This is a genomic window from Streptomyces phytophilus (assembly GCF_013870535.1).
Classification (GTDB): Bacteria; Actinomycetota; Actinomycetes; order Streptomycetales; family Streptomycetaceae; genus Streptomyces; species Streptomyces phytophilus.
On the sequence record NZ_JACBXC010000453.1, the window covers coordinates 1 to 4,434 of the forward strand.

A 4,434-nucleotide genomic window follows, 5' to 3' on the forward strand; every position below is an offset into this window, starting at 1 on the left:
CGGCGGGCCGCGTCGGCGGCTGTTCTGTCCAGTTCGTCGGGTACCGCCCTGCGCACCTTCCGCATGTGCGGGCCGACGTGGGCGCCGTACGCCACTTGGGCGCTCGTGGCCAGGTCGGAGACCTTCGGGCCGAGGCGCTCGCGCGCCTCCTGCGCCATGTGGGCGCACTGGTCCCTGGCGGTGGCGGCGTACGGGGCCACCGCTCCGGCCGCCTGCTGCACGCTCTGCCTCGCCGTGTCGGTGGCCGTGCGCGCGCCGTTCTTGCGGGTCACGGAACTCTCCTTCGCCTTCGTACGGGACGGGTCTCCCTCTGCGCCTGTTCACCTGCGTACAGATCATGCCCGGATTCATCCTGCTCGGCATGTTCTGTTACATCCGGGACTTGGCGGGAGGCTGGGGATCGCGCGGGCGGGCGTGCGAGGATCGGGGGACGCAAATGAATCCGTAAGGAAGGCACATCGTGGCTGAGCAGCTCTACGCCACCCTGAAGACGAACCACGGCGACATCGAGGTGAAGCTCCTGCCGAACCATGCGCCGAAGACGGTGCAGAACTTCGTCGAGCTCGCCACCGGCGAGCGCGAGTGGACCCACCCGGCGACGGGCAAGGTGTCCAACGGGCGGCTGTACGACGGCACCGTGTTCCACCGCGTCATCAGCGGCTTCATGATCCAGGGCGGTGACCCGCTGGGCAACGGCACCGGCGGCCCCGGCTACGAGTTCGGTGACGAGTTCCACCCGGACCTGGCCTTCGACCGCCCGTACCTGCTGGCGATGGCGAACGCGGGGCCCGGCACCAACGGCTCGCAGTTCTTCATCACCGTGTCGCCGACCGCCTGGCTGACCGGCAAGCACACCATCTTCGGTGAGGTCGCCGACGAGGCCGGCAAGAAGGTCGTCGACGAGATCGCGGCCGTCCGGACGAAGCGGGCCGACCGCCCCGAGAAGGACGTGGTCATCGAGTCCGTGGAGATCACGCGCCGCTGACTCCGGGAACCTGAGCGCCCCGCCCGTCGTACCACCTGCAGGTGAGTCGACGGGCGGGAGCGCGGGGCGGGGCGTGCGCAGGACCAGAGGGGACGCGGGAGCTGATGGACCAGGCACCGGGAGGCGGCACGGAAAGACCGGCCGAGGGGAGCGGGCTGCCCGGCTGCTACCGGCATCCGGACCGCGAGACCGGCGTGCGCTGCGTGCGCTGCGACCGGCCCATCTGCCCGGAGTGCATGATAAGCGCGTCGGTCGGCTTCCAGTGCCCCGAGTGCGTCCGCGGCGGCTCCGGTACGGGCCATCCGGCGGGCGCGGCCGCGCCCCGTACGCTCGCGGGCGGTGTCACCTCGGCGGACCCGCGGCTCATCACCAAGATCATCCTCGGTCTCAACCTCGCGGTCTTCCTCGCCGCGCTCTCCGGCGGCGAGCGGGTCACCGACCCGATGCTCCTCGTCGGGCAGGCGGTCTTCTCCTTCGGCGGGCCGCTCGAAGGTGTGGCGGAGGGCCAGTACTACCGGCTGCTCAGCTCCGTCTTCCTGCACGAGGAAGTCGCCCACATCGCGCTGAACATGCTGGCGCTGTGGTTCCTGGGGCCGCCGCTGGAGGCCGCGCTCGGCCGGCTGCGGTTCGTCACGCTCTACCTGCTCTCCGGCCTCGGCGGCAGCGCGCTGTTCTATCTGGTCGCCGCGCCCAACGACGCCGCCCTCGGCGCCTCCGGCGCCATCTTCGGCCTCTTCGGCGCCACCGCGGTGCTGATGCGCCGGATGAACTACGACATGCGGCCCGTGCTGGTGCTGCTGGCGATCAACCTGGTCTTCACCTTCACCTGGTCGGGCATCGCCTGGCAGGGCCACATCGGCGGGCTGGTGATCGGCACGGCCGTCGCGTACGGGTTCGTGCACGCGCCCCGCGACAAGCGGGCCCTGGTGCAGCGGGCGGTGGTGGCGGCGGCGCTGCTGGCGATCGCCGCGGTGGTCGTGATCCGCACCCTGCAGCTGACCTAGGGCCTGATCCAGCCCGCGGCGCGGGCTCCGTAACCTCCCGGGCGCAGCCGCGTTGAGAGGGGTGGGGCAAGCAGCCACGCCCGAAGTTGTCCACAGGTAGTCAGCGATCCTGTGCGTACCGTGGGGACAGCCGTTCGATATCGAACACGCCTGCGTTTTCCTTGGCAGAGCACGGAATCACCGCTGGTCCGGACGGCCTACCGCGGTCGGACCGGCGTCAACGCCGCTGAGGTTATCCACAGATCTTCTGCTTTCTGCACAGCTGTGGATGACCTGTGGATAACTTTGCCCACGACGGCCCTCGACGGAGCCGCGCAGCCGGTGGCGGCGGCTACTTCCACTGCGTGGAGACGACGAACCCCGCCAGGATGAAGCCGAAGCCCACCACGATGTTCCAGTTGCCGATCGCTTCGAGCGGCAGGTCTCCGGTGGTGACGTAGAACACCACGATCCAGGCGAGTCCAAGGACGAACAACGCCAGCATCAGCGGCGCCACCCAGCTCCGGCCGGAGCCGGACAGCTTGAACTCGCCCGACTTCGCCTGCGGCGGGGTGTAATCGGCCTTCTTACGGATCCGTGACTTCGGCACGAGAGACTCTCCTGTCGACGCTGCGGTTGCGGGGGCCTGTCGGGGAGGCCCCGAGCCGCGGGGGCGGCTCCTTCCCCGGGCGTGTCCGTTAGCGTAGTGCTTCCACCGGGGGTAAGGAGACAAGGGTACGGTGACCAATTCCGCACAGCGGCTCCGTATCAGGCCCGCGCGGCTGTTCACCTTCGCCGCCTTCGGGCTCGCCGGGCTGATCTTCTGGACGAGCTTCAACACCGCCCAGGGCACCAACCTGCGCACCGACGACTCCATGCTCCGCCTCACGGACCTCATCTACGAGCGCGACCGCGCCAACCAGCGCCTCGACGGCGGCAACGCCTCGCTCCGCGAGGAAGTCGACTCCCTCGCCGAGCGCGACCACGGCGCGGGCACCGCCCCCGGCAAGGAACTCCGCGACGCGGAGCGGGCGGCCGGGGCCACGGAGGTCGACGGCGCCGGGCTCACCGTGACCCTCACCGACGCCCCGCCGGACGCCACCGCGCTCATCCCCGGCGTACCGGACCCCACACCGGACACCCTCGTCGTGCACCAGCAGGACCTCCAGGCCGTCGTCAACGCCCTGTGGGCGGGCGGCGCGGAGGGCATCCGGGTCATGGACCAGCGGCTCATCTCCACCAGCGCCGTGCGCTGCGTCGGCAACACCCTGATCCTCCAGGGCCGGGTGTACTCACCGCCGTACAAGATCACCGCAGTCGGCGACCGCCGGGACCTCCAGGCCGCCCTGGACGCCGAGCCCGCGGTGCAGAACTACCTGCGCTACGTGGAGGCGTACGGCCTCGGCTACGAGGTCGACCCGCACGACTCGGTCACGCTCCCCGGCTACTCCGGCACCGTCGACCTCCACCACGCCCGCCCCGTGGAGTGACGACTCCCACGTCCCCCCGGCCGGTGGCACGTGCGAAGGCTGCCGCCTCGCGGGGGACGGGTCGTTAGTCTGGTGACTCGTACGGACGAATTCGGCAGCGGCACAAGGTCATACACGGGCCACGCACGGGCCGCGGACGGGCCATAGCAAGGGCAACGGCGAAGATCGGCGAAGAGGGACGCATGTACGGCTGGATCTGGCGGCATCTGCCGGGCAACGCGCTGGTACGGGCGCTGATGTCGCTCATCCTCGTCCTCGGCGTCGTCTTCCTCCTCTTCCAGTACGTGTTCCCCTGGGCCGAGCCCCTGCTGCCGTTCAACGACGTCACCGTCGACGAGGGAGCCGCCCGGCGATGAGCGCGCGCATTCTGGTCGTGGACAACTACGACAGCTTCGTGTTCAACCTGGTCCAGTACCTGTGCCAGCTCGACGCCACCTGCGAAGTGCTGCGCAACGACGAGGTGACACCGCGGCACGCGGACGACGGCTTCGACGGCGTGCTGCTGTCGCCCGGGCCCGGTACGCCGGAGCAGGCGGGGGTGTGCGTCGACATGGTGCGGCACTGCGCGGCCCGCGGGCTGCCGGTGTTCGGGGTCTGCCTCGGGCTGCAGTCGATGGCGATCGCGTACGGCGGTGTCGTCGGCCGCGCGCCGGAGTTGCTGCACGGCAAGACGTCGCCGGTGACGCACGGGGGCGCGGGCGTGTTCGCCGGGCTGCCGTCGCCGTTCACGGCGACGCGGTACCACTCGCTGGCCGTCGAGCGGGAGTCGCTGCCGGACGAGCTGGCGGTCACCGCGGAGACGGACACCGGTCTCGTGATGGGGCTGCGCCACCGCGATCTGCCGGTGGAGGGCGTGCAGTTCCACCCGGAGTCCGTGCTGACGGAGTGGGGGCACCGGATGCTGGCGAACTGGCTGGTCGAGTGCGGTGACGGCGGGGCCGTCGAGCGGTCGGCGGGGCTGGCGCCGGTGACGGGC

At 70.6% G+C, this 4,434-nt stretch carries 7 protein-coding genes; 5 read left to right on the top strand and 2 right to left on the bottom strand.

The genetic code is table 11. From position 1 onward, the window contains the following. On the bottom strand, positions 1 to 272 hold a 272-nt coding region (locus tag H5J30_RS18995; RefSeq protein WP_181788612.1), incomplete at its 3' end, for a DUF5324 family protein. A gap of 188 nt (positions 273 to 460) precedes the next feature. Between H5J30_RS18995 and H5J30_RS19000 the strand changes: the two genes are divergently transcribed. Next, positions 461 to 985, top strand: a complete 525-nt coding sequence (locus H5J30_RS19000; protein ID WP_181788613.1) for a peptidylprolyl isomerase — start codon at positions 461 to 463, stop codon at positions 983 to 985. A 104-nt stretch (positions 986 to 1,089) separates the two neighbouring features. Beyond that, positions 1,090 to 1,989 (top strand): rhomboid family intramembrane serine protease, encoded by a 900-nt coding sequence (locus tag H5J30_RS19005; RefSeq protein WP_181788614.1) that lies wholly within the window; start codon positions 1,090 to 1,092, stop codon positions 1,987 to 1,989. A gap of 331 nt (positions 1,990 to 2,320) precedes the next feature. Here the strand turns inward: H5J30_RS19005 and crgA are convergent, their stop codons facing one another. Beyond that, positions 2,321 to 2,578, bottom strand: coding sequence for a cell division protein CrgA (gene crgA, locus H5J30_RS19010; RefSeq protein ID WP_181788615.1), 258 nt, complete (start codon positions 2,576 to 2,578; stop codon positions 2,321 to 2,323). A 130-nt stretch (positions 2,579 to 2,708) separates the two neighbouring features. Between crgA and H5J30_RS19015 the strand changes: the two genes are divergently transcribed. The 3 genes from H5J30_RS19015 to H5J30_RS19025 all read left to right on the top strand — a co-directional run. Then, on the top strand, positions 2,709 to 3,458 hold the full coding sequence (locus tag H5J30_RS19015) for a DUF881 domain-containing protein (RefSeq protein WP_181788616.1): 750 nt from the start codon (positions 2,709 to 2,711) through the stop codon (positions 3,456 to 3,458). A 182-nt stretch (positions 3,459 to 3,640) separates the two neighbouring features. Beyond that, a complete protein-coding gene (locus H5J30_RS19020) occupies positions 3,641 to 3,814 on the top strand; it encodes a hypothetical protein (protein WP_181788617.1) in 174 nt (57 codons plus the stop codon). After that, positions 3,811 to 4,434: aminodeoxychorismate/anthranilate synthase component II (locus H5J30_RS19025; protein WP_181788618.1), on the top strand; the 624-nt coding region annotated here is incomplete at its 3' end. The genes H5J30_RS19020 and H5J30_RS19025, both read left to right, overlap by 4 nt.